The sequence below is a fragment of the Burkholderia vietnamiensis LMG 10929 genome, assembly GCF_000959445.1.
In the GTDB taxonomy this organism is placed as follows: domain Bacteria; phylum Pseudomonadota; class Gammaproteobacteria; order Burkholderiales; family Burkholderiaceae; genus Burkholderia; species Burkholderia vietnamiensis.
On sequence record NZ_CP009629.1, the window covers coordinates 73,616 to 96,237 of the forward strand.

The 22,622-nt window shown below is 58.3% G+C and carries 23 protein-coding genes; 4 read left to right on the forward strand and 19 right to left on the reverse strand.

Annotation, left to right across the window (positions count from 1 at the left end; translation table 11 throughout):
- Positions 1-8: 8 nt before the first annotated feature.
- A complete protein-coding gene (locus AK36_RS00365) occupies positions 9-392 on the reverse strand; it encodes a hypothetical protein (protein WP_045577578.1) in 384 nt (127 codons plus the stop codon).
- A 184-nt stretch (positions 393-576) separates the two neighbouring features.
- Between AK36_RS00365 and AK36_RS33635 the strand changes: the two genes are divergently transcribed.
- The gene (locus tag AK36_RS33635; protein ID WP_155753952.1) at positions 577-735 is read left to right on the forward strand and encodes a hypothetical protein; all 159 of its coding nucleotides are present in this window, start codon (positions 577-579) and stop codon (positions 733-735) included.
- 580 nt (positions 736-1,315) lie between these two features.
- Here the strand turns inward: AK36_RS33635 and AK36_RS30225 are convergent.
- From AK36_RS30225 to AK36_RS00410, 12 genes are all read right to left on the reverse strand, one after another.
- The gene (locus AK36_RS30225; protein ID WP_080938566.1) at positions 1,316-2,737 is read right to left on the reverse strand and encodes a TraB/TrbI/VirB10 family type IV secretion system protein; all 1,422 of its coding nucleotides are present in this window, start codon (positions 2,735-2,737) and stop codon (positions 1,316-1,318) included.
- Positions 2,738-2,739: 2 nt separating this feature from the next.
- Positions 2,740-3,642 (reverse strand): P-type conjugative transfer protein TrbG, encoded by a 903-nt coding sequence (trbG, locus tag AK36_RS00375; protein ID WP_158348925.1) that lies wholly within the window; start codon positions 3,640-3,642, stop codon positions 2,740-2,742.
- Between the two features lie 34 nt (positions 3,643-3,676).
- On the reverse strand, positions 3,677-4,420 hold the full coding sequence (locus AK36_RS00380) for a VirB8 family type IV secretion system protein (RefSeq protein ID WP_059862450.1): 744 nt from the start codon (positions 4,418-4,420) through the stop codon (positions 3,677-3,679).
- A gap of 21 nt (positions 4,421-4,441) precedes the next feature.
- The gene (gene trbL, locus AK36_RS00385; RefSeq protein ID WP_045577580.1) at positions 4,442-6,403 is read right to left on the reverse strand and encodes a P-type conjugative transfer protein TrbL; all 1,962 of its coding nucleotides are present in this window, start codon (positions 6,401-6,403) and stop codon (positions 4,442-4,444) included.
- A 13-nt stretch (positions 6,404-6,416) separates the two neighbouring features.
- Complete coding sequence (locus AK36_RS33640; RefSeq protein WP_155755425.1) at positions 6,417-6,617, reverse strand: hypothetical protein; 201 nt, start codon at positions 6,615-6,617, stop codon at positions 6,417-6,419.
- Between the two features lie 11 nt (positions 6,618-6,628).
- Positions 6,629-7,387, reverse strand: a complete 759-nt coding sequence (trbJ, locus tag AK36_RS00390; protein ID WP_045577581.1) for a P-type conjugative transfer protein TrbJ — start codon at positions 7,385-7,387, stop codon at positions 6,629-6,631.
- Between the two features lie 2 nt (positions 7,388-7,389).
- Positions 7,390-7,803, reverse strand: a complete 414-nt coding sequence (locus tag AK36_RS32370) for a hypothetical protein (protein WP_144410604.1) — start codon at positions 7,801-7,803, stop codon at positions 7,390-7,392.
- A gap of 223 nt (positions 7,804-8,026) precedes the next feature.
- On the reverse strand, positions 8,027-8,191 hold the full coding sequence (locus AK36_RS33645; RefSeq protein WP_155753953.1) for a hypothetical protein: 165 nt from the start codon (positions 8,189-8,191) through the stop codon (positions 8,027-8,029).
- 69 nt (positions 8,192-8,260) lie between these two features.
- Positions 8,261-10,831 carry a VirB4 family type IV secretion/conjugal transfer ATPase gene (locus AK36_RS00395; protein ID WP_224383439.1) on the reverse strand — a complete coding sequence of 857 codons (2,571 nt, stop codon included), beginning with the start codon at positions 10,829-10,831 and terminating at the stop codon, positions 8,261-8,263.
- Between the two features lie 28 nt (positions 10,832-10,859).
- Complete coding sequence (gene trbD, locus AK36_RS34690; protein ID WP_045577583.1) at positions 10,860-11,195, reverse strand: conjugal transfer protein TrbD; 336 nt, start codon at positions 11,193-11,195, stop codon at positions 10,860-10,862.
- A 12-nt stretch (positions 11,196-11,207) separates the two neighbouring features.
- On the reverse strand, positions 11,208-11,639 hold the full coding sequence (locus AK36_RS00405; protein ID WP_158348929.1) for a TrbC/VirB2 family type IV secretion system protein: 432 nt from the start codon (positions 11,637-11,639) through the stop codon (positions 11,208-11,210).
- 22 nt (positions 11,640-11,661) lie between these two features.
- A complete protein-coding gene (locus AK36_RS00410) occupies positions 11,662-12,747 on the reverse strand; it encodes an ATPase, T2SS/T4P/T4SS family (RefSeq protein ID WP_045577585.1) in 1,086 nt (361 codons plus the stop codon).
- 170 nt (positions 12,748-12,917) lie between these two features.
- On the opposite strand from AK36_RS00410, the gene AK36_RS30420 reads away from it, so the two are divergent.
- From AK36_RS30420 to AK36_RS30430, 3 genes are all read left to right on the forward strand, one after another.
- Complete coding sequence (locus AK36_RS30420) at positions 12,918-13,886, forward strand: TcpQ domain-containing protein (protein WP_158348931.1); 969 nt, start codon at positions 12,918-12,920, stop codon at positions 13,884-13,886.
- A gap of 12 nt (positions 13,887-13,898) precedes the next feature.
- Positions 13,899-14,339: a type IV pilus biogenesis protein PilM gene (gene pilM, locus AK36_RS30425; protein WP_080938570.1), complete on the forward strand. Its 441-nt coding sequence runs from the start codon at positions 13,899-13,901 to the stop codon at positions 14,337-14,339.
- A 139-nt stretch (positions 14,340-14,478) separates the two neighbouring features.
- Positions 14,479-14,718, forward strand: coding sequence for a helix-turn-helix domain-containing protein (locus AK36_RS30430; protein ID WP_080938571.1), 240 nt, complete (start codon positions 14,479-14,481; stop codon positions 14,716-14,718).
- A 20-nt stretch (positions 14,719-14,738) separates the two neighbouring features.
- Here the strand turns inward: AK36_RS30430 and AK36_RS00420 are convergent, their stop codons facing one another.
- The 6 genes from AK36_RS00420 to AK36_RS00445 form a co-directional block, all read right to left on the reverse strand.
- Complete coding sequence (locus AK36_RS00420) at positions 14,739-16,616, reverse strand: acyltransferase family protein (protein WP_330992798.1); 1,878 nt, start codon at positions 16,614-16,616, stop codon at positions 14,739-14,741.
- Positions 16,617-16,869: 253 nt separating this feature from the next.
- A complete protein-coding gene (gene pilV / locus AK36_RS00425; protein ID WP_158348933.1) occupies positions 16,870-18,345 on the reverse strand; it encodes a shufflon system plasmid conjugative transfer pilus tip adhesin PilV in 1,476 nt (491 codons plus the stop codon).
- The gene (locus AK36_RS00430; RefSeq protein ID WP_045577588.1) at positions 18,342-19,295 is read right to left on the reverse strand and encodes an ATPase, T2SS/T4P/T4SS family; all 954 of its coding nucleotides are present in this window, start codon (positions 19,293-19,295) and stop codon (positions 18,342-18,344) included. The genes pilV and AK36_RS00430 overlap by 4 nt, the downstream gene beginning before the upstream one ends.
- 18 nt (positions 19,296-19,313) lie before the next feature.
- Complete coding sequence (locus tag AK36_RS00435; protein WP_052691531.1) at positions 19,314-19,934, reverse strand: type 4 pilus major pilin; 621 nt, start codon at positions 19,932-19,934, stop codon at positions 19,314-19,316.
- A 60-nt stretch (positions 19,935-19,994) separates the two neighbouring features.
- Complete coding sequence (locus AK36_RS00440) at positions 19,995-21,071, reverse strand: type II secretion system F family protein (protein ID WP_059913546.1); 1,077 nt, start codon at positions 21,069-21,071, stop codon at positions 19,995-19,997.
- A gap of 6 nt (positions 21,072-21,077) precedes the next feature.
- A complete protein-coding gene (locus tag AK36_RS00445) occupies positions 21,078-22,619 on the reverse strand; it encodes a GspE/PulE family protein (RefSeq protein ID WP_080938574.1) in 1,542 nt (513 codons plus the stop codon).
- Positions 22,620-22,622: the final 3 nt, after the last annotated feature.

Sequence of the window (22,622 nt, forward strand, 5' to 3'; positions counted from 1 at the left end):
ATTCTGGTCTACGAAGAGTGTGCCGGAGTACCAAGCATCTTGGCCGGTGGGTAAACGTACTGTACCCACCAGAAGATCGACGTGTAGCAGAATGCCGCGCGCGACACGCCGCAGATCGTCGCAGTAACTTCGACTTCGGCAGCCAAGTCGGCCGGGAGTTGCATATTCACCTGCTCCCAACCAGTACGCCCCGTTACTCCTCCAGCAAATGTCACGGCAGTTTTCGGCTTGCGCCAATGAAGCCCATGCTCCCACGGGCGCTCTGCCAAAAACCGGCGCATCATATCCTCAAACATCGCAGTCAACGAGCTATACAGGAAAGGTGTGATGCCTTTCAGGTACGTGTAGATCTGCGTCGGGCAACGCGTCGGAACAGCCTTCAACTCATCCAATCGGGTCTTCGGGCGTCCAATTCGTCGACCGTGGCTCGAGCGCGGTCTCGTCTCCGACGCAGCAACCGCCTCACCACTGCTGGTCGGGGCCTTCCCGTGGACCGCCCGTTGGCTACCGTTCCCTCTCCCAACAACGGCAACCTTCGCCCGGCCTTGCGTCTTTTTGGCTGCAGGCGTGGCACTCTTGGACACATTGGTTGCCACCTTCGAGGTCTTGAGAGCCCCCGCGCGCTCCTTCGGCGACGGCTTCGCAACTTTTGCTGCGGCCTTTGGCTTCGGCCGCGCTTCCTTCTTTGCAGCAGCGGCCTTCGGAGGCGTAGTCTTCTTCGAGGTCATGGATTGATGAACCTGCATTTGATGTAGTAGAAATTTGCCTGACGAACCTCTGCGTATGTTATTTGACAATGCGATCGACAGCAACGCGGTTATGACTATAGTCAGAAACAAAATGCCCGATCGCCGCACTCTTTTCAATAATTGACACTATTGAGCAGGGGCCTGCCGGGTCAAGTGGGGAAATCATCATAACTTCTGACGTTGGAAGTAAAGTCCAGGCCCGCACGACACCTTCCACGAACGCGGACGCCTCCTGTCTTATGCCAGAGGGTGTTTATTGGACTCCGAGGCTCAAGGTCACGAGCGATGATCGCCCCATGATGTTTCGTTCTATTTCGAGCGGTCATCTGCCGGCATCAATGCCGTCAGCTGCTCTTCGTTGTTCGCCCATTCCGACGTGCGGCAGCTACCGCCCGCCGTCTGGATCGTCATGTCGTATCGAAAGCTCATGCTTCCCGTCTTCCGCTTTAAATAAATTTGACCACCACGTCCGAGGCCCCGACATCCGCCAACGCGCCGAAGTCCACCCCCTCGTGGCAAACAAGTTCCGCCGCATCGATAGCGTCAACGCCGAGAGAACGCCTCGCTCAGTACCCGCGCGCGGTTACCGGCGCCGGCCTATACGCAGCAGGGAATACGATGTCCCGTGTTGCCACAATGTTGAACTTATACCCCGGCGCCCGCGTCAGTGTTGGTTGGATGTTCATACCCTTTTGGATGTAAGCCGAACCCGTCTGGCCGAGCTGCTGACCGACGGACTGGGAAATGATCTGCGAGTTCGTCTGCACGCCATTCACGTTATTCGATTGCTTCTGCGTCAACTCTATCCCCGCACTGAAGAGCGCCATGAACGTGGCGCTACCGAGCACCTTGAGATAGTGATTGTTGACGGTCGCGTCGAAGCCCGCATTCCCGGCCTTGTCTTCTCCCGGCATCCCATCGAGGCTGATGCTGCTGCCGTCAGGGAAAATCAGTCGCGTCCAAACCACCAGAATGCGCTCCTGCCCGTACGCGATTTGGCTGTCGTATGTGCCAATCAGCTTACTGCCCTGCGGGATCAGCAGATACTTCCCCGTTGCCGTGTCGAACACGTTCTCTATCACCCGAGCGCACGTCTGCCCCGGCAGGTCGGAATTGAGCGCACACTCGAGCGCTGCCGGAATGATCCAACCCGCCTTTATCTCGTACGGGGACGTCGCCGGCAGCTTCACCTCGTTCAATCGAGTCTTAGCCAAGCTCGCCGCGCTCGCGAGAAACTGCTCTTTACGGCCCTGCTTGTTCTGGTCGTCCTGCTGTTGGCCGCCGATCGCGGGCACCAGCGGACTACCTCCCGTCGCGCCAGCCCCCTGAGCGGCAGCCGCGGCGCCGGCCGCTTGCGCAAGTTGCGAAAGCAAAGGATTGCTCGAGGCCGACGCGTTACCTAGACCGTTCCCTCCGGCAGCTCCCAACCCTCCTGTAGCGGCGTCGCCACTCCCAGCATCAAGCGACGATTCAATTGCTTGTCTCCGCTTTTCGTCAAGCTCGCGCTTGCGCCTCGCGGCCTCCTGCTGCTCCGGAGATTGATATTGGCTCTCGGCCCCCGCCGGCGAGGTGCGGGAACCCAGCACCACCTTCCCGGCACCGTCCGGCCCCGAGGCTGGCGCCGCCACGGCCGGCACGCCTGCGCCGCTTGCCCCCACAGGAAATGTCGGACCGAGCGCGGCATTAGCAGCGGAGGCTCCCTGGGCGACGACCACGGCCTGCCCCGAGCCAACGTTTCCAAAATTCGGTGATGCCGGCGACGGCGATTTCTGTGCCTGCTGGGCTGCTGCCTCGGCGGCGTCGTCCTTCGACGATGGTGCCGAGCCGTCGTCGTTCGCGCCAAAGATCGCAAACATGACATATCCGAGCACCGCCACGATAACGATAGCCGCGAGAGCCTTCACCTTCCGCGACACTCTCGTGAGTCCCGTCAGCTTGCCCTTCAATTGAACCGTATCCGGTGAATCAAACGGATCTGCGACTGCCATGCTCAGCTCCCCCCCACACGCGACCAGAAGGAGCGTTTGTTCTTCGTCCACGTGATCGTGATCTTCTTCTCGTCGCCGTCCGACCCGACCACCAGCATCGCTTTGTCAAACAGCTTGTCGACCTCATACAACGTCGGGTCGGAGGAGCTAGGACGCCAATTGACCAGCTCAGGCTTGTCGTCTTTGCCCAGCAAAACGAGTATCGGCGCTTCCGACGTCGTAATCGCATCGGGCATCTTGATATAGACCTTGAGGCCGTCGTTATAGACACGAGCGGGCTTCAACGGTGAGTTGCCGTCGATCGAGTATGCGAAATCAAGCTTGTCGGCCGAGCCCGGTGCGAGTTCGGCGGCGACCAACTTGTCGTGAGCACGCTGATCGCGTTCCTTGATTTTTGCCGTCTCGTCCCATTCAGCCGCAATCTCGTCCGGATAGTAGAAGCCGATCATGTTCAAGTAGTCCTTCTCGTTCTTACTCGAGTACAGATCGACTTGGTAGGTACGCCTGTCAGTTGTAATAATTAAATTAGTTTCGATATTCGTATCGAGTGGCTTGACGATGATGTGCGTTATCGCGTTGTCGCCACTGCCCGAAACTCGCTTGCTGAATTTCCACCGAGCCGAATCGCCGGCGATCGGTTGGCCGGTCGTCAACTCGCCGGGTTGAAGCTGAATGTCGCAGGCTCGAATGATGGTGCATGTCAGCTTCGGCAAATACTGGCCAAACGGATAGTTGATCCGCCCATCGTCGGAGATGATCGGCTTAGCAACACCCGTCTGCTGCCACTTCTTCGCCTGCGCAACCGCCGCGTCTTCGAACGTCAGAAATCTCTTGCCAGATCCCGCGATCGCGCCTTGGCTGACCGCGACCAATAGACAAGCTACCAAAGTCGCCAACATCTTCATACCGGTGTGCTCCCGAGTAACGCCCATATCAAAATCAACCCAAGACCTTGGACCACGAGAAGTCGGTGATGAAAAACCCAGTCCCGTTCCGTTGTATGTCCTCGTCCTTGTTCAAAACGATCGTCTTGAATGTGAAAAGCCCCTTCCACCGTTCTTCGCCGAGCACATCACCATTCGGCGCGTGCCTAATTTCCGTCCACTCGACCTGGTACGAGTGATCGGAAACCGGCAGAGCGAGCGTCACGAGCGTTTCCACCGTGTACTCCGCGGCCGTCGCGAACGGTTTGCGCTCGTCGTGATAGAACGAATCGATCTTCTTGTACGCCGGACTACCAGCCTGCACCCGTGCGTAGACGTAACGCATGAACGTCTTCTGCGCGTCCTGATCGCCCGCGATGATGCGCGACCATTCGACCCATCGAATTACTTGCTCACGCATGGCCCGGCGGCTATCGACTGGATTCGCGCGCGACGGCTGCCCCACCGACACCACCGTTCCGAGCTTGTCGACAGCAACCACGTACGGGATGAACTTGCTTGTCATCATGTAATAGCCGTTGAAGGACATCGACACCGCGAGCAAGGCGGCGGTAATCCTCCAGGCGACTTGCCAGTTGCGCTTCTCTACCGCCAGATTCAAGTACCGATCATCACGGTTGCCATCCGGCTCCTGAAGAAACGGTGACCGTGACCTGTCGCGTCCGCCTTCTTTCTCTGCCTTCACAACATCTTCCGCGACGTCACCGCCGCCCCTTTTCTCGCGCCAAAACATATTCATCGGCCCTATGTAATAACTATATTAGTCGGCGGTGTGTTTAAGATCGATAGTGATCGAAGCAGCGTGCGCAGCGTCTTGCGGCACGTAACCTTGGAGATCGTTGATGCGTTTATGCAGCGGGTCAGAGCCAGGACGATTCGGGGCCTGCCCTTTGTTGTCTCCTGAAACCGACGCGGTCGATCCGTCTCCGCCGGGTGTCGCCGGCCCACCCGGGCTTGTTGTAGATGCGCCAGGCGACGCTGAACTCCCCGCATCAACTGGCGTCGAAACGGCACCTGGGCTGCCAGAAGGCGCGGCCGGCACACTTGCCGAACCGCTCGAGCTGCCGGCACCACCATCGACAGGTGACGCCCCACCGGCGCTCGCCACCCGCGAGCTCGGTGCGGCAGAGGTAGGCGACGCTCCTGCCGCACTACCGGCGGCTGTCCCGCCACTACCCGCCGAAGCCGGCGGGGAAGCCGTAGTTGCCGTCGATCCCGCCGCAGAGTTCGCCGACGCCGCCGAACCGTTCACCGCCGCACTCACGGGAGTCGCCGCAGGTCCAGGCGAAGCGCCCATGTCCGCAACAGCCGCGCTCGGCGCGGGTTGTGCTGCCCCCGCTCCCGCGTCGTTGGTAGCAGGCGCACCAGCGGCGTCTCCGCCACCTTGCGCGGGCGCGCTGCTGGCCGGCGCCGACGGCGGAACAGGAATCCCCGACACACTACCGCCACGCGTCGCCTCGATGCTCGACGCAATTTTTCCACCAGCCGACCCATCCACTTTCTGCGCGAAACTGGTTCTCGCCCCGCCTGCGGCCTCGCCAATCGCCCCCTTTGCAAGACCAAGGCCATGGCTGCCCATTTCGCCGAGCGCATGAGTCGCCAGGGCCGTACCGCTCTTTCCGAGATCCAGACCCGAGTTCAGACCAGCTCCCAGCGCCTTCGCAAGCCCGGTTGCGCCAGCCGCAGCTCCCGTGGCACCCGAAGCGGCACCCGCCATGCCCGCCATCCCGGCCGCACCCGCGCCCGCGACGGCAGCGCCAGCCCCGATCGCCGCTCCAAGCATTCCGCCGGCTGTCATGCTCGGGCTACCCGACATCATTGCGCTCGCCATTTGCGGCACGGAGATGCCCAGATAGGCATAGACCAATGCCTCCCCAGCGGCAATCAGGCATGATTGAATCAGGTTCGCTGGATCAATCGCGAGGTTATCGAAGAGCGTTTGCCCAGCACCAACGATCATGTACAGCACCATCAGTTTGATACCCGTCGCTACCGCGTATTGAAGGTATTTCGACGCCATGTCCGTGGTCCACCGCGACCCGCCAAAGCCGAGCAGGATCACCCCGCCACCGATCGCGATGTACGACTCGATCTGGGTAACCAGCAGTTGTGCTGCAACAAAGAGAAAAGATAAAAAAACCAGAATCGCCAATGCCGTCACGGGAATCACGACCGCGATCTTTTCCATTACCCCCAACTCGCCGATCGCCTGATAGGCGGCCAACGCAGTGTCGAAACCTGTCGACACAATGCCGTCTGGTGTCGCCGCAGACGGCGCGGCCCCGCCTGCTCCTCCGGCCGCCATACCGATCGTCTTAAACGAGTTGATGATCGCCGGAATCCAAGTGTCGGACATTTTGAGAAGCGTCCAGAAGAAGGCGATCGTCATAACCTTCTTCACGAGGCTATTCAAAATGTCGGCAAATTCCGCCTTGTCCACAATATAGGTTACGGTGGTCCACCCGAAGTCAATTGTCGCCAGCATCCAAAAGAGCTTCTGTGCGTACCCTTTGACGATCGTCCCCCAGGTCACTTGCAAAGGCGAGAACTTGGCGTCCACTCCATTCAAAAAGTTGAATTGGTAACCGCCGCCAGTGCTCTGCGCCAGGGCCGACACGGAAAGGCTCAGCAGGGTTACGACGACGGCCATGAATGCTGTGAGCCTGAGCCACTGGCGCACCGAGCATGGTTTTCGGATCGTCAACTTGAGTATGGCGAGCATGGCCGAGCTACCTTCAGTGTTTGATGCGCTTCGAATGAATACTTCCGAACACAGCTTTCTCCGCGGCATCCGCGTCAATGGCCTGGACCGCAGATGAACTCATCAGACGCGGGTTCGAGGCCGGCAGTTGGCTGTACACCCGATCCGCATCGCTTTGCTTACTGCAAGCGCCGAGAACAACGACAGTCAGCAGCCCAATCACGATAATGCGCATGGATGTCTCCGTTAGTTCGACGGCAGCGACGGCGCCGTATAAGGGAGGATACGTTTGGCCCGGATGTTTCCGTACACCTGCGCGAGCCCCGTGTTCCCCATGTTTTCTTTATCCATTTGCATAGCCGTATACGCGTTCTGAGACTGCATCTGAGCCATCTGGAGCTGTCGCAATTTCTCGAGCTGACCGACCATAGCGACGCCGACATCATTGCCGGCCTGTAGCGCCTGCAATTGCCCTTGCGCAGATTGCGAGCGCTGCTGCAATTGAGCAACCATGGATTGCTCGTTCGAGAAATCATTCATATGCGCGCGCATCACGGCCAACGAGTTCTGAACCGCACTGAGCGTGTTATCGGACCAATTCCGATATGCGTGCTGGAAGTCGAGTGCCGAGCCATAGCCAGGGTGCAGATTGCGAAACAACTGGTCAGCGTTCTGAAGCGTATAGTCGATCTTCTGGCCAGCCACCACGATGGTCTGCAGGTTCTTGAAGGCTTGCGACATATTGTTGTCGTTCCAGAGCGCGCCAGCCGCTTCTCCTAACAGGGCACTCGGAGACATGTTCATCAGATTACGCAGCATCGTCTCGTATTGATTGATCTGCGTGACCGTTTGTTGCGCCTGTTGCGCGTACGAGGCGACGAGCTGCAGGTTGTTGAGAATCTGCGTCGGCTCAGTCGCGCCAGCCACCATGCCGCCTGCATTCACTCGAGAGGCGAGTGTCAAACCGATGAACAGCGGAATAGCGACGCGAATCAGGGATTTCATGGTCAATGTGCCCCTGCTTGTTGTGGATCGCAAAAGTCGCGATTCGCTTCAAAACTGGTATTGACGTATGCGTACTTGCCGTTTTGCGTCATGTCCGTCTGGATCAGGGTGCGCCGATAGTGGTCTGGATCGATCGCAGCAACAACCGCGCTAGCGCTCAATGCCACGGCGGCGTTCGCACTCAGCGCTTTCGCAGCGTTAATGGCATTGATTGCGTCTTGCACGCGCGCCTCATTGGTGGTCGACAGTGCGCCATATCCCGCATACAAATGCCATCCGTTACCCGCAACGGCAAAGGGCAATGGCAGGGTGATAGTGGAATCGGAGAGCCCGCTTCTCGCTACCGCGTACACCGGGAACATCCCGCCGCGCCAAGCAGCCCAACTGCTGCCACTCAGAAATGCAGCCTGCGACATCGTCGGATCGTGCATCCCGATGTAGACAAGCCCCGGCCGCGCTTGGTCCGCGGCATTGATCGGTAGAGTGAACCTGACGTACGGCTGAGACCCTCGGCAAAAGACCTGTACGCCAGTCACTGCTATGGTCGATCGGACGCCGACCTGAGAGTGCGCCAAACCGCAACAGAGCAACAATGCCGTCGCCAGAATGTTGAAGATCCTTTTTCGCATAGCTTTTCCTTCAAGCGTGCGTGGTGTGACGCACCGCGCCAAACCGGAGCGTCACGACTGCCTTGAGTCCGTGGAAGCCCAGCACGACCGGAAATGCGACCAGCGCGCCGATCAACTGAGCGACGAATGCGATAACCGGCAAACCGATCACCGCCGCAATCAAAAACACGCCCATGTTACCCTCCTTTGAGTTCCATTGAATTAATTATAGCATTATGGCTGATAGAAAGATATCAAAATATCGTCATGCCGCCTGTTTCGCGATTCCGAGTTGGCGCTCGTGATATGCAATCCATTCCGTGAGTTGTCCCTTTCCCCAGTCCTTGTTCGCGTTGCAGTGGCGCAGCCATTCGACGGTCCAACGCTCGCCATAACGCGTGATAAGGTCCCGTGCAAGAGCGACATCGTCCTTTCCCGAGGCCCCCACAAAAGCGAGGCATACGGGGCCAAGGCCAAGTTGATACTTGCGGCGGCCGAGCGGCGACATGTAGTAGTAGTCGAGCTTCTTCGCCATGCGCCCGATGATGTCGATCTGACGTTCGTTCAGCCCGATCGCGCGGTACTGCGCAGCAGATTCTTCGTTGCCGCGAATCTCCGAATTCGCCAGCAATATCTTCGTCGGGCAGCTCTCGTAGAGCACGTCGCGAATCGCGCTTTTTCCAACGTCAGAAAGAGACTGAGTCGCAAACAACACGACACAGTTTGCTTTCCGCAACACCTTCAGCCATTCCCGAATCTTCTCCTGGAACAGTGGATGATTGAGCATCAGCCAGGCCTCATCGAGCACGAGCAGCGTCGGCGAGCCATCGAGGCCACGCTCCACGCAACGGAACAGGTACAGCAAGACCGGAATCGCGAACCGATCACCCATACCCATCAAATGCTCCATCTCAAACACAACGAATCGGTCGAGCGTGATGTTGTCCGACTCACCATCGAGCATGGCGTTGTTGCCGTCGAGCGAATATGGCTTGAGGGATTCCCGCATCTTCTCATCGGCAACTTGCCTAATGAAATGGGTCATCGACCGCTGATCCGCGTCCGCATCTGCGAGCTTCTTGAGGGCATTACGGATAGTCGTGCGATGCTCGGGCAACACCACAAACTTCTGCAACGTCAGCAGCGTTTCGATGTAATCCTCAGCCCATGCTCGTTCGGCCGGTTTATGCACGTTCCCGAGCGGGCACAAGTTGATCTCGCTGCCATGCTCGCTCCCGATATCCAAATACGTACCTCGCAATGCGTGGCACAAGACGAACGACGAGTACCCCTTCTCAAACTTCCGCACCTTGGCTCGCGGATACCTCAAGAAGGCCTGCTCGATCAATTCCAAATGTGTCGACTTCCCGGCGCCGGTGGGTCCCATCATCAACGTGTGGCCGACATCATCGACGTGCAAGTTGAGCCGGAAAGGGGCGTTGCCCGTTGTCTTTGCCATCAGCAATGGCGGGCTCTTCGCAGGGTAGAACGCGCAAGGGTTTTCGCTCAGACCGGGCCACGTCGCCGTCGTCGGAATCAAATGCGACAGGTTCAGAGAGTGCAGAATCGGTCGCCGGACGTTTTCGTACCCGTGACCTGGCAGCGTGCCGAGATACGCTTCAACGGAATTCATGTCCTCGAGCCGACACGGAAAGCCGAGATCCGAAATCGCGGTAATGCAGTCCTCGACGCTCTCCTTCAGTTGCACGAGGTCTTCGTCCATGAGTAGCACGACGCTCGTATAGTGCCCGTAGCGCACTAGACCGGAGCCGGCCTCCGACATCGCAGTCTGAGCGTCGGCGGTCATTTCCAGTGCATCCTGATCGATCGGCCCGGACGTCGAATTGCTCACCTGGTCGCGGAAGCCACGCACCTTCTGCCGCCACTTCTTCCGCAGCTTGGCGAGCAGCGACTTCCCCTCCTCCGGATTCATGAAGATGAATCGGGTGCTCCACCGATAGGCAATCGGCAGCGTGTTGAGCATGTTCAGGATGCCCGGATAACTCGTCGCCGGAAAGCCCTCAATCGAAATTGCCCGAACATGCTTCCTTCCTACGCGCGGCGTATTACCGCCAGTAAAATCCTGACTGCCGATGATTGCGTCATACATGACGCCTGGCGGAGGCTTGACGATGTGTTGCCGAACACCCGTCACGCAATAGTGCAAGTAGCCCGCGAGATGATCGATAACCACCGTCGAACCGTCCGCGCGGCTTTCGACCACCTGATCAGTGATCCGCGTGATCCCTTCGAATAGCGTTCCGAGGCGCGACTGGAGCTGATCGAGTTGATCCTTGAACTTCGCGATCATCTGGTCCTGCAACGACACGCGGCTGATGTTCAAGTCCGCGCTCTTCTCGAACATCATCGCCGTTGCCTTGCTCTGCAATTGAAGTGGCGGAAGATACGTGAAGATCATCGCGTAGACGCTTTCGAAGTGTGCCCCTTCCTGGTTGTACTGGGACTGCCGTTCGAGATCCATCAACTCCGCCACTGGTACCGGAAAGAAGTTGTTCTCCGGATACCCGATAGCAGACGCGCGGATCGCGTCGACATGCACCATCCAGCCCGAACCGAAGCGCCGCAGCGCGTCGTTTAGACGCGCCGCAATCGCTTCCAGTTCGCCGTTGCTGGCCGACTCCGTATCAGTTCCCCGATAGAAGAAACCCGCAATCAGCTCACCGCCCTTGCCCTGCATGATGCCGGGCTCGAGCGGGCGAGCGTAGCGTAGAAGATCGGCAAGACCTTGCGCCTCGTCCCGGTATTCCTTCTGCATCCCCGCCCGGCCGGCCGCCAATGCGTACCATACGACGCCAACGACCATCAGGCCAATCATGATCCAAAATCCGCTCATCGCTCAGCCTCTATTTGAAGTCCTTGTACGAAGGCATCGGCGCGTGCAAACGCCCTCGCGCGGGGTAATACGATCGGTACTTGAGCGACCGCCGGACCACTTTTGACATGAGTGGGTCTTTGAGCGCCATGACGCGCATGAGAGAAAGCCAAATACCCCATAGGATTACTCCAAGCGGTATTCCGTAATACAGCGAATACCGCATCGTCGTGATGAAGGCGAGGTAAATAGAGACGAGGAGTCCACCCACGACCAACCCGCGCTCGCCCCCCATGAACATCATGTAACGCACACCGGACGCGTGGATGGTCACCTGCGTCAACTCACTCCGGTGGTCAGCACTCATCGCCGTCCCCGATCAGACCGAGCAGGCGCTCGAACCCGCACCCAGCTTCGTCGCTATCCAGCCGACGAATGCCGCACCGCCGACGACCACGCAAATCGCCATCACGATGTTCACGACCTTCTTCAGAATGCCGGTCAATTCCTCGCCGAAAAGAAAGCCGAGACCGGCCGCGGCGAACGCGATCGTGCCGACCGCGATCGGCGTCGACCCCTTGAACCAGCCGGCAACACCGCAGAGCGGGCCGTCCCACGGCGCGGAACTGTCGCTGACCGACTGCGCCGCAGCGGCACCGGCATAACCGGCGAGAATGAATGCCGCGTAGAGATTTGACGGGGAAAATTTCCCCCTCACGTAGCGCATGAAGCTGGCGCCGTTACGTCGAACACGCGCATTTGCTTCGCGCGCCAACGCAGCAACACTGACCTTCACGATACTGGGTTTCATGAAACCTCCTTTAAAAAAATCATCAAACATAATGAAGAATGTACTTCCGCTTTTCGACGTCATACCCCTCGATAACTGCCAACTCCCGCACCTTTCTGCCAGCGTCGATACCCGTCTCCTTCTCAATGAAAATGCACAAGTCAATCGCATTCGCGATGACCTGCGGATTAGCCTTGATACCTTCGTTCTCCTCCATCAGTTGGCCGACACGAACCAACCCGTCCTCGCAGTCGTTGGCGTGAATCGTCGCAAGCCCGCCAGGGTGTCCCGTGTTCCACATCTTCAGAAGTGCCAGCACTGCTCCATCGCGAACCTCGCCGACAATGATCCGGTCCGGTCGCATCCGCATCGTCGCTTTCAGAAGCCGCGTCATACTGACGTCTGCATTCGAACGCATCTGGACAAAGTTATCGGCCGCGCATTGGATTTCCCCGGTGTCCTCGATCAGCACGATCCGATGGTCAGGTGTGAGCGTCGCCATCCCATGCAGAATCGCATTCACCAACGTGGTCTTGCCGGAGCTGGTCGAGCCGATAACAAGAATGTTTTTGCGTTGACTGATTGCGAGACGAATTACGTCTCCGTGCGACAGCCCCTTGGCGGCATCCACGAAGCTCCCAGTTTGCCGCCGCCGCGCATTCAAGGGGTCGTCACGGTGAGTAATAATCCCGCGTTTTTCGTAGTCCTCGATCGTGAAGATCAACGAGGCCTTTTTGCGGATCGCGAACGCTGGAGCTGCGACGACCGGCCAAATCAGTCCTTCGAACCGACTCCCGTCCAGAGGCAACTCTCCCTCGAGAATTGGTTCTTTGACCGTAACCGCGGTTCGCAGCATCTCGGCGATACCGTTGAACAGACTTTCGGCCGCGATCGCCGCCATCGTCTGCCCCGTGTCGAACATGCCGCGGCCCAGTTCGTCGAGGAATATCCGCCCGTCTGGATTAAGCATTACCTCGATGATCTTCGGGTTGCTCAACGCGTCGAGGCACGTCGGACCTAGATCCCGACGCAACCCCGTCATCCGACGCTCTCGCGCCTGTTCTGATAGCGCACGAGGCGCGCCGTCGCCCCTCGATGCGGCAAAGTTCGAAGCTTCAGCCTGGTCCATTTATGTTCCCGATCGATTCCCCGGAGGATCGGCATCTTGCCGTTCACAGCCTCTATCGTAACCGCCCCTTTTAGATAGTACAATGATATCATTCTATCACTTAAAGACAGAGCATTTCTGACGTCAGAAATTCACCCGCCGGCTCCACCACTCTTCAGAGGCTGATGGCTATGAGACTTAAACCGCAACTCGTTGTACTTCTCGCTGCGCTCTTCTCCGGCAACGCCGCGCACGCCGCATTCTTCGTCAGCGACGACACTCCGACCGTCACCGCATCGCAACCCGCGGCGGCTCGCCGCGAGACGACAGCATACGTTTCGTTCTACGGAAACCGTCCCTCTCGCGCTGGAAGAAACACTCTCGAAAACCTCTCCGGCGCAGCTCTGGCCGCCGACTCAATCGCGATCAACGCCTACGGGAAAACGCGTGCCCAACTGGCGATAGCGAAACGCCGTGTCGCGGTCTTGAAGGACTGGCTCGTAAAGCAAGGAGTATCCGACTCAAAGATTCAGACGTGGTCCGAACTCGATCCCGAAGACGATCCGACCGATAACGATATACAAGTGGTGCTCAGGTCTTCGCTTCTCATTCCGATTCAAGACGCAAGCGCAACCGCAACGCTGTCGCCCGCCACACTGCCGCCATCGCAACCGCCGCAACGCCCCGCATCCGGTGCTAGCGCTGTAATGAATGACCAAGTACGGCTCGAAATCGCCCGCCGACTCATGGCGATGGCACAAAGCAAGATCATTTCGCAGGAGGATGCGGTACGGCTCGTATCCGATTTCCTCGCGGCGAACACTCCCCAGGCCGCATCGCAGCAACTCACCGCACAAATCACTCCCGCTGCAGCCGCGCCGACGCCCGCTGCCCAGATCGTTCCAGCTACGGAGGTGCCCCGTACATGGACCCTTGCAGCAAATCGATCGCTGCAGGACAACCTGCGGCAATGGGCCCAAATGGCAGGTTATTCCGAGCCGGAGTGGGCCGCGTCGAATCCGTACCAAGTGACTTACAGCTCGCCCTACACTGGCACGTTCCTTCAGGTGCTCGAGCAGCTTTCGAAGCTTGTTCCAGGTCTTGACTTTCAGGTGTCGCAGTCGCGGCACACCCTCCGCGTCGTCGACGCAAAGCACTGAGCGGAGGACGCAATGCCGCTCCTCATCGTGCTGCTAATGTTTCTGGCTTTCGCAACCGAATACGAGGAATCGGTCTGGACTCGCGCGCAGAACGCGCGTGTTTCACAAGAAGCCAACGTAGTCGGCGACAGCATGCGCGTGTATCGGACGTACGTGCAGCAATACTCGACCGCAAACCCGTCCTACACTGGCCAGGTTCCCGATAGCGTGTTACCCACGTGGTACGTACGCCCGACGTCCGTCAACAACTACGTCAGCAACGGCGCGGTCTACATCTATAACACTGCGCCGCCGCAAGGCCTTGTGACAGCGATCGCGACACGCAGCTCTTATCTCACCACGGTAGGAACGAACGTCAATGGCCTTCTTGTCGGGCCGTCGATCGGGCCGGCCAGCCCATCCGTCAGCATTCCCGCACCAGTCCCGCAACAAAGCGTCGTCATAACACCGTAGACGCTCGAAAGCCTCCCCGCCGCCTCAGGCCCCTCTTTGTCGTCAGTTCGATAGCTGGTGCAGGTCATCATTCCGACTATAGTCGGATGATGACTATCGTCGGAAACGGGAAAATTTTGGCTGACAACTCCCAGCCAAAATGACCAGTCCAAACCGAGCCTTCGGCGAAGTTCTTCGCGAACTGCGAACCGCACGAAAAGCGACTCAGGAGTCCCTCGGTTACGCCGCTGGCCTTGACCGCACCTACATCTCAATGCTCGAACTCGGGCAAAAGAGCCCGACACTCGTCACCATGCTGGCGCTATGCGGCGCGCTCCAAATTTCGTTTGGCGAGCTCGCGCGAAGGCTAGAGACTGCGCTCGCTGCTAACAGCAAATAAGCGAGCGCAAACCGCGCTTCTCACGGGGTGAAGATTTTTGACGCGATGCCTCGTGCCACCACGTCAGCCCCCGCAGGAGTCAAGTGCGAGTCATCGAACATGACAATGTTCCCTCGGCCTGGGCCCGTGCGCGTGACGCAGCCCATCGAGTCGCACATCGCGTCGAAAGCGGACGCGTACTCGATACCAAGTTGACTGGCGATCGCGGCCCCTTCGCGGTCATATTGCTTTGATGCAGGATCCAGTCCGAAAAACGTGCGTGGCGGCATCTTGTCGTGGTGCTCTCGCCAGAAAAGCCAGTAGAGCTTCGGCAACGAACTTTGCCAGGTGGCCACCTGCCCAATCAGAACAACTCTCCCAACGCCTGCTGCACGCAACGTGTCGACAGTCGCTGAGAGCGCCTGCAGCCGGTCGGTCGTCCAGTTTGCGGTCAGCAATACGATTGCGGGCCTCGCGGCCTTCACGACCCTGATAACACTCTCGTTCGCCTGCGCGCATCGCGGGTCTCCACCACGAACGGGCGGGCACCCCGAGGTACTGAATTGTGCCAGTCGCACTCCGCGTGCCGCGGTGACACTGCGGAGGCCCGGATACAGGGCTGCCGATCGAGAGTCGCCCCACAACAAAACCAGCGGGCCGCTTCCACCATCCACGCACGAATTACTAAAGACTCGATCCGATCCCTCGAGGTAGCACGCCCCTCGGCGCCAAATTGTGTCGCGGTCGAAATTCACCCCGTCCGCAAATGCGCCGACCATGTGGGACATCCGGAATTCCAATCCATCGCGTCGATAAGCGTTATAGCCTGCAAAGGCACACGCGCCCATCAGAAGGACAAGAACTGCCGCCGTCTGTCGCGGATGCCGCGACCGCCTGATGGGCGTCTCAATGTATCGATAGGTGAGCAGCGCCAACGGGAAGCAAATCGCTAGTGCAACGACGCGCCAGAGCGCCGGCACGGCGCTGCCACCGTAGATCTTCAGTGAAGCGAGAAGCGGCCAGTGATACAGATAGAGCGGGTAGCTGATCAAGCCAATCATGACAAGCGGTCGCCAGCCGAGTACGCGAGAAGCGAACGAGTGACTAGCGCCGGCGTCGATCACGAGGTAGGCCCCCACTGTTGGCATAAGCGCCCACCAGCCCGGAAACGTCAAAGACTCCCTAAGAAACATGAACGACACTGCAAGCAGCAATAGTCCGAGGATGCCCTTGATATTGGCCCGGCTCGCAGAGGTGCTTCCGGCATTGCCGTGTCGATACGCGAGCAGAGCGCCGAGCATTGGCTCCCACGCACGCGTCCAGGGTGAGTAGAACGCCTCGACGCTGTCATGACGCACGATCGAAACGTTCAGTACAAGAGAGCAAAGCCCCACGAGCGCGATAGGCCAGAACGCAGACTTGCGAGCTCGCACCGTCGCAAGGAGCAGGATCGGCCATACCAAATAGAACTGCTCCTCGACGCCGAGCGACCAGAGGTGAAGCAATGGCTTCAGCGCCGCAGCAGTGTCGAAATAACCCGCTTCGTGCCACAGCACAAAGTTTGCAACGGAAGCAGCGCCACCCGCGATGTCGAGCCCTAGTTGCTTGAATTCTTCGGGCAGCATTTCGAACCAGCCAAACCCGTAAATGAACACAAGGACCGGGAGCAGCGCCGGAAATATCCGCCGAATCCGACGCCCGTAGAAAGCCAAGAAACTGAAGGTGTCGGCAACGATCTCACGCAGCATATGCTTCGTGATGACGTAACCGGAAATCACGAAAAACACGTCGACACCGACGAATCCGCCCTTCAGGAGCTCCGGAAAACCATGGAAAACCAGCACGGCGAGCACCGACACTGCCCGAAGGCCGTCGATGTCAGGACGGTATCCAGGGATGCGATCGGGGGTAGCTGCTATATTGCTCGACGCGTGATTCGGCGACCGAGCGCCCACGCCATTTCGTAATATTTCCATGTTCACTGCAGTAAGTTCGGTGAGGGCGCCCGTGGCGGGCCAAGCGCCCGCAATTATCCCCGAGCGACACGGAAATCAAAAGAAACATCGCGCGCCAAAGGTGGCGCGGTGAAAAGACGTAGGGAGACCGTGCGGTGCTCCCTTCGTTAGAGGAGCCTGCCCAAAGGATATTCGATCACCGGCGAACGCTGATACCTCACTCTTTAGTCGCGTGCAGGTTGATCGTGAAATCGCCCCACGTGCCACTCCAAGACGTCGATGCAGGGATATACGTTGGACCGCCCACCGCAATTCGATACGATCCACTCATCACGCCATAACCGGTACCCTCCGAGTCTCCCCAACTGTTGTTGGTATCGACTACTGCACCGTTGATCGAAAATGTCGCACCCAACCACGCGTACTGATGCGCATACGCGAGCCCGAAAATGTCCCAGGTGCCGGCGCTGGGAAGTGTGATGCCGCATGAATTCGACTTGCAATAGGCTACCGCGCTGCCGCCGCCGCCAAGAGGCGTCCACACATTGTTTTGGCAGAACAATGGCCCGCTGCCAGAGTTCGCTTGCATCCCGTTCGGCGAGCACCCCCCGCCTTGCTGGGCCCATCCGTTGACCTGCACGTACTCGTTGACCGACAGTCGGTTACCAACAGTCAATCCACCATCAATTTGCGCACTCCCGGTCGAATGGATCCACGCGGCCGTCACGGCGCCATTTGAGGCCCAAATGTTTCGCCCCGCCACGACGTCCAGCGCCGCATTTGCGCTGCCCGATGCGTTCGCATTGTTGACGTTTATATCTGCCGGCCCGGTCCCGTTCGCGTTCTGGACGTAAAGCGCACCGTTTTGCCGCACCGCAGAGTTTGCACCGTCCCCGTAGAAGTAGGTGCTTCCAACCTGAACACCGTTGCCGGCGGGCGTCACCACTTTCTGCGCGTTGACTATCCCGGCATTGTTCAAATTGTTGCCGTTCATATCGATCGCGGTTTCCATCTGATTGGCTTGCGGATTGCCAGGCACCACGACCCGCGACAGATAGTTGGATACCGCCGAAGCGTTCTGGAAGAATCCAGCGGCCGCTAAGTGGCCACCTCCTGGTGAGCCGCCAAAATTCGCCAGTGCCGTGTTCCAACCGGCCATCGCCCCCGTTGCGTTTGCGGGCGTCAGACTCGACACGTATCCGCCCGCACCGCCAACCATTTTGGAGATGCTCCGCAAATCACCCTCGCCGATGGTACTTCCGCCTGTCGTGACCACCATCAAATCAATCTGCCCCGATGGCTCCTTGTAGAATCGAAGCGAGTATTGCTGCCCGTACACGTTGGTTTGGCTGACCGTCGTCGTGCCCCCCATAAAAGTCGCCCACGGGTACGTTGCGGTCGGGTTCGCTGCGGCCTGCACCGTCGCGTAGTTCTGATTGAACCACGTCAACGCCTGCTGAAATACCGTGTTGAGGTTATCCGCTGCGTTCTGGTTGTCCTTCCGATCGGCGTCCGCTTTAATCCACGTCCCGACACCTGCCATCGCAACCAGCAGAACACCCATCACCACAACCGCCTCGAGCGAAATCACACCGCGTTGCCGCGATGGACCAAGCGGCCTATCCTGCCGCGCTATACCGCCAACTCCGCGTTGCCGTGAAAGACTCGCCATACCGGGCTGCGCTTTGTTCATTTTCCCTTCCTCGATACCCATGCCGAAGCGTTTGCTTGGTGCTCGATGTCCTGTTTAAGGCCGGCAAAATTGCCTTCTCGGATCTTCGCCTTCACGGAGTCGTTGTCCTTGACGACCAGCACCTTGGACCGCAGTCGTTTCGCATATTGCCCAGGCCTCGGTTGAATGCTGTCGAGCGTCTGCCATACAAAGGCGGCCAGGCCCTTCGCAATCACACTCCCCGCTTCCTCCATCCGCTGCACTGCAAGCGAATGCAGCCGCTCAATCCCTCCCTCAATATCTTCGCAATGCTGGGTTGCAAAGATGAGGTGTCCGTTGAGGCCGGCGCGCGCCGCTTCCGCCGCAGTGTCAGGGTCGCGAATTTCACCCAAAAAAATGATTCCGGCACCGCTTCGCAATCCAATGCGAAGCTGCTCCTGGTATCCACCATTCGCAGCGTTCGCCCAAACCTGGACTATCCGACCATTGCCGTGGCGACCTTCGAGGTTCAACTCGGGTGGATCCTCCACCCCAAAACCCAACCCCCCATATCGCTTCACGCGCTCGAGAAAGAGCGACCCGGCCGTCGAGGTTTTGCCCATCTTCATCTCACCCCCGATCAACACGAGCCCCCGGAGGTTCTTTTCGAGCAATACCTCCAGCACCGGATCACTCAGCCCTAACACGCTTGGCGAGCGCACATCGGCATGTGGTTGCCTGAGCGCAAACACCGTTTCATGCACGCCTGTGTACATCGTGACGCGATACAGCACATCTCCGACGGGAATCGAAAACTCACGTGCCCGATTTGCTTTCGAAAAATGGACACACATAGCTCGCAGAGAGGCAATCTCAGGCCGGAGATCCTCCGGAACGGGAACAAGACCCTCGACACCGTTGAGCCCGGATATTTCACTAAAGCTCTCACCGAGATACAGATCGACAAATTCGATCGAATTGATCTTCTTCACGCCGGCCGCCCTATACCTTTACTTGGTACTCGTCCAGAGAATGCTGCTCGGGTCGCTCGTGCAAGCGCCCTGCGCCGTCGCGGTAGCGATGGAGCCCGTAGTTGCGGCACCACTGTTGACGGAAACAGAGTCGAATTGCCCGTTCTGCGAAACCGACGCAACGATCTTGATGCAGCTCTTCTGCGGTACGCCCGGATCGGTCACCGTGAATCCCATACCAGTGCTCTTGATCGTGTACGCCTGCCCCCAGTTGTTCATAATTTGCCCTCCACTGACGGCCATGTTGCCCGGTACTTTGCCCATTGCGATCAGCGTCGCTGACAGGTCCGTGCCGGCCGTACCGTAACCCGCCGACGTCTTGATTTCCCTGATCGCACCGTACAGCGACTGAACGTTTCCACCCTCGGTCGTGTTATCCGTGCCCAAGAACAACTGGCCGATCCGCGAGCCGCCCCACACGAGTAGCACAAGGATGATTGCGATAACAACGATCGCTTCGATCGAGATGACCCCTCGTTGCTTGCGCGGACCGCGCGCCTGGCGCTTCACGCCGCACGGGCTTTCCACCTCATAAACCGCGCCGCTATCCGCCGCGAGCACCGCACCGACGCACTGCGAACTCGTCTTGATTTGCTGCATGACTCACCCTCCCAAAAAGAAATAAATATACTACTATGATTCAATAAAACAGTAGCTCGATTACATGCCACTCGTGAAGCTGTTCGCGATCCCGTTGGCGCCTGCCAGAATGAGCAGAATCAGTATCCCTCCAAGACCGATTGCCACTTGCTTGAACCCTGCTGCGAACTGTTCGAGACGCTCGACCGTCTCGTCCATCCATTCATCGGCAAACTGTCTGAGCTCCGACTCTCCACCATCCATGCTACCGATCAGCTTCACGTACGCGATCGAATCCCGGCTCGGGAAGTCGTACCCACATTCCTTGAGTGCCGAACCTAAATCAAGGCCGTTCTTCACTCCAGCGAGCACTCCATCGATCCGCTCTCTCATGTACGGAGATGCGCGCTTCGACATATCGTCAAGAATCTCAACCTTCGATACGCCCGCCTCAAGAAGAACGCAGACGTTGTAGAGAAAGATCGCGCCTTGAACGATTCGGTACACGGTCCAGGGCGGAATCTTGTCGAGGTAAAATCGCACCCGGCCCGTCAGCCGCGGCATGCTGACAATCGCGAACAGAATCAACCCGACGCACCCCATCACCAACTTCCCTCCGTGCGCCGCGACAAAATCGGACATGTACTGCATCGCATACGTGCTCGAATCCCAATATTCTTTCTTGGTCACCCGCAACAGCTTGGGCATCACCGTTACCGATATTTGGTAGAACGTGACTCCCAAAGCCAGCATGATGATCGACGGATACGTGACGGCGTTGACTACTGCCTTTCGCAGCGCGGTCTTCCGTTTGACGATTTCGCCCGCTCGCGAGAGTGCCTCCCCCAGTCTCCCGCTCGTATCACCCGACGCGATAGTCGAATGTTCGTCAAAAGGCGTCCAGCTTTGCAGCCGATCAGATAAGCGTGTTCCTTCCTCCACGGCGATGAGGCAGTCACTCGTCACAAGTGCCTCTATGCGATCCGGCTTTCTTCCATCGTCGCTGTACACATCGTATTGGGCCTGCAAAGCCTTCTTGAGGGACACGCGGTTGCGCAACAGCAATGCCATCGACCGATAAAAATTGCGCCTCGCCTTAGCTGAGAACCACAACCGATACCACGCGGCATTCAAACGCTCAGACAAAGAATCAATCATCACCCGTCACCCGATCGTCAGTAAATCTTCATCCAGACCGCAAACAGCCTCTTCACCGAGGTAAGGGTCCACGGCGCCCTCATTGATTTTGTGGATGAGATGCTGACTCTTCGTGATGCCGCCCATCTCTTTCACCCAGTACGTTCGAGCTGCGCTTGAGCCTCCGTCTGGCGAGCGGTAAATATTGAGAAGTTTCTGACTCGTCAAGACCACTTCCGCCACGACCGTCCGATCCACCACTCCGATGCCGCCACACACTTCACAGTCGGGCTTGTTTCCCCGCACGAACACCGCGGAAGGAATGCAGAACCGCTCGACGCGCTCGCACAAGTCTGGAGCCAACTCCTTCGAATGCAGCTTGAACGGCCGCTTACAAGCCGGGCAAAGTATCGGTGCAAGCGACTGGTTGATCACGCCCGTGAACAGCGCCGCATCTGCAAGCCGTCGTTCCGGCACGCCTAAATCGGCCAACCGATCGAATGTCGCAAATCCGTCGCGCGCATGCGTCGTCGTCCACATCGGATGGCCGGTCAGTGCAGCATGAATACCTGCAATTGCAGACGCGAGATCGCGAAGCTCACCCACCATGATGTAGTCCGGGTCCAGACGCATTAGATTGCTGATCGATTTCGCCCATGCCTCTGAAATCGAACTCAGATCGTCCATGTTTGCGACGACCAGCGGCGTTTGAACAGCTCCCTCGATGACGTACTCCAGCGGTTGCTCGACAGTCAGCAGGTTGACCAACCGGTGATGCAGATCCAGCAGCATCGATAGCACGACTTGCAATGACGTCGATTTTCCAGATCCAGTAACTCCCGAGAAGATATTAATGCCACGACGCCGAAGCATCTGTTGGATCGCCTTGATCTGGCGCGCGTTATAGCCGAGATTCGCGAGCGACTTCTGCTTCTTCATATTGCCGTAAAGCAGACGCAACACGAGCAGGTTTCCGTACTCCATCGGTCTGGTCGCGATGCGAGCACCATTGAGGCCTGCGGCCTTCAGGAAATCACGAGAGAGCCGGCCGTCTTGCGTTTCGCGGTCGTTATAGTTCGGTTCGGCAACATCTGTCATCGACTCGTACATACAGCGACAGAGAGCCTGTCCCTCCTCCGGGTTCAGCTCCATCTTCTCGAACAGCAGGCCGTGAATTCGCATCTTGAGCACGGTGCGATTCGCATAGTTCAAGATGTGCAGGTCGCTGGCACCTTCCTTCACGCACTGCTTAATCAAGCCGATCGCACGAATCTGCATCTTGCTCACGTCGGCCTTATCAGCAGTCTTCGATAGCGACCCTGACTGGAGATTCGTGAACTGCTCCAGATTCACGAACCTGCGTTCGAACTTCACGCCAAAGCCGCTCAGCAGCCTCTCATATGCGCGAACACCGTGGTCGGTCTTGTACGACTCGACAACGACGAGCGTCCAATCGGACAGGAGCGCGACCGCGTGCCGCGCCGCTTCCGGCACCTCATATTGAGAGCCCTTTACCGAAATCACCTGTGCATCTGGCGATTCGAGCACCAATGCCTCGCTCATGTCCATGAC

What these genes read in the sequence shown, in the direction of transcription:
- AK36_RS30225 (WP_080938566.1), bottom strand. Translation starts at nt 2,737, where the DNA reads ATGGCAGTCGCAGATCCGTTTGATTCACCGGATACGGTTCAATTGAAG.
- trbG (WP_158348925.1), bottom strand. Translation starts at nt 3,642, where the DNA reads ATGAAGATGTTGGCGACTTTGGTAGCTTGTCTATTGGTCGCGGTCAGC.
- AK36_RS00380 (WP_059862450.1), bottom strand. Translation starts at nt 4,420, where the DNA reads ATGAATATGTTTTGGCGCGAGAAAAGGGGCGGCGGTGACGTCGCGGAA.
- trbL (WP_045577580.1), bottom strand. Translation starts at nt 6,403, where the DNA reads ATGCTCGCCATACTCAAGTTGACGATCCGAAAACCATGCTCGGTGCGC.
- AK36_RS33640 (WP_155755425.1), bottom strand. Translation starts at nt 6,617, where the DNA reads ATGCGCATTATCGTGATTGGGCTGCTGACTGTCGTTGTTCTCGGCGCT.
- trbJ (WP_045577581.1), bottom strand. Translation starts at nt 7,387, where the DNA reads ATGAAATCCCTGATTCGCGTCGCTATTCCGCTGTTCATCGGTTTGACA.
- AK36_RS32370 (WP_144410604.1), bottom strand. Translation starts at nt 7,803, where the DNA reads ATGTCGCAGGCTGCATTTCTGAGTGGCAGCAGTTGGGCTGCTTGGCGC.
- AK36_RS33645 (WP_155753953.1), bottom strand. Translation starts at nt 8,191, where the DNA reads ATGGGCGTGTTTTTGATTGCGGCGGTGATCGGTTTGCCGGTTATCGCA.
- AK36_RS00395 (WP_224383439.1), bottom strand. Translation starts at nt 10,831, where the DNA reads ATGATTGGCCTGATGGTCGTTGGCGTCGTATGGTACGCATTGGCGGCC.
- trbD (WP_045577583.1), bottom strand. Translation starts at nt 11,195, where the DNA reads ATGAGTGCTGACCACCGGAGTGAGTTGACGCAGGTGACCATCCACGCG.
- AK36_RS00405 (WP_158348929.1), bottom strand. Translation starts at nt 11,639, where the DNA reads ATGAAACCCAGTATCGTGAAGGTCAGTGTTGCTGCGTTGGCGCGCGAA.
- AK36_RS00410 (WP_045577585.1), bottom strand. Translation starts at nt 12,747, where the DNA reads ATGGACCAGGCTGAAGCTTCGAACTTTGCCGCATCGAGGGGCGACGGC.
- AK36_RS30420 (WP_158348931.1), top strand. Translation starts at nt 12,918, where the DNA reads ATGAGACTTAAACCGCAACTCGTTGTACTTCTCGCTGCGCTCTTCTCC.
- pilM (WP_080938570.1), top strand. Translation starts at nt 13,899, where the DNA reads ATGCCGCTCCTCATCGTGCTGCTAATGTTTCTGGCTTTCGCAACCGAA.
- AK36_RS30430 (WP_080938571.1), top strand. Translation starts at nt 14,479, where the DNA reads ATGACCAGTCCAAACCGAGCCTTCGGCGAAGTTCTTCGCGAACTGCGA.
- pilV (WP_158348933.1), bottom strand. Translation starts at nt 18,345, where the DNA reads ATGAACAAAGCGCAGCCCGGTATGGCGAGTCTTTCACGGCAACGCGGA.
- AK36_RS00435 (WP_052691531.1), bottom strand. Translation starts at nt 19,934, where the DNA reads ATGCAGCAAATCAAGACGAGTTCGCAGTGCGTCGGTGCGGTGCTCGCG.
- AK36_RS00440 (WP_059913546.1), bottom strand. Translation starts at nt 21,071, where the DNA reads ATGATTGATTCTTTGTCTGAGCGTTTGAATGCCGCGTGGTATCGGTTG.
- AK36_RS00445 (WP_080938574.1), bottom strand. Translation starts at nt 22,619, where the DNA reads ATGGACATGAGCGAGGCATTGGTGCTCGAATCGCCAGATGCACAGGTG.